Below are 733 nucleotides of genomic sequence, written 5' to 3'. Positions count from 1 at the left end.
CTGTTGAAACCTCGCCCGATATGCCGATTTTATCTTAACAGATATGTCAGCGGCATACATTTCGTTTAAAATGTTGCGGAAAGGCGTGATGTCCATAGCAGATTTATTCAAGGTATCTACGCCGTCATTGACCGCTATATACCTCACGTTATGCTCTGGGAAGAAAACTTCCAGATATAACCCACAATCAAGATAGTTTCTCCCCAGACGGGATAAATCTTTCGTAATCACGCAGTTTATCAGACCGCTTTCAATGTCTTTTATCATATTCTGGAAACTTGGTCTTTGGAAATTTGTACCAGAATAACCATCGTCCACATACGTTTTTGCTATGTGCCATCCCTGCTTTTTCACATAATCCGTGAGGATGGATTTCTGTGTCGCAATGCTCGCACTCTCGTTATCCGTACCATCGTCTTTAGATAAGCGGCAATAAATGCCGACTAAATAGATTTTCTTTTCTTCTTTGATTCCTGCCATACTGTAAAACCTCCGTATCTGTCCTATCTGTTTTCATGTCCCATTGCGTACATTCTAAGCGGACAGCCCCTCATTGTCGAAGGTGTCGCCCTCGGCAATCTTCTTCCGAATATCCTCGGAGATAATCGGGACAAACGCTTCTGTAACGGTCTGTGTGCCGACATATTCACGGCTGATTATCATCTGCACTGGTGCTTTTGGCACGATACGCTTTCTCTTTTTATCTGCTTTTTTATCCTCTGTTGTTATCATA

The 733-nt window shown here is 42.6% G+C and carries 2 protein-coding genes; both read right to left on the bottom strand.

The window, feature by feature from the left end; translation table 11 throughout:
- Nucleotides 1-480, bottom strand: a 480-nt coding sequence (locus tag HMPREF0367_RS10780) for a recombinase family protein (protein WP_035403780.1), incomplete at its 3' end; no start/stop codon positions are given.
- A gap of 54 nt (nt 481-534) precedes the next feature.
- Nucleotides 535-733 (bottom strand): hypothetical protein (locus HMPREF0367_RS09670; RefSeq protein WP_035403778.1); only part of this gene is annotated, 199 nt, incomplete at its 5' end.

Source organism: Faecalitalea cylindroides ATCC 27803 (assembly GCF_000469305.1).
Taxonomy (GTDB): Bacteria; Bacillota_I; Bacilli_A; order Erysipelotrichales; family Erysipelotrichaceae; genus Faecalitalea; species Faecalitalea cylindroides.
Note: the sequence above shows the minus strand (reverse complement) of the source record. Positions and strands in the feature narration are given on the sequence as shown.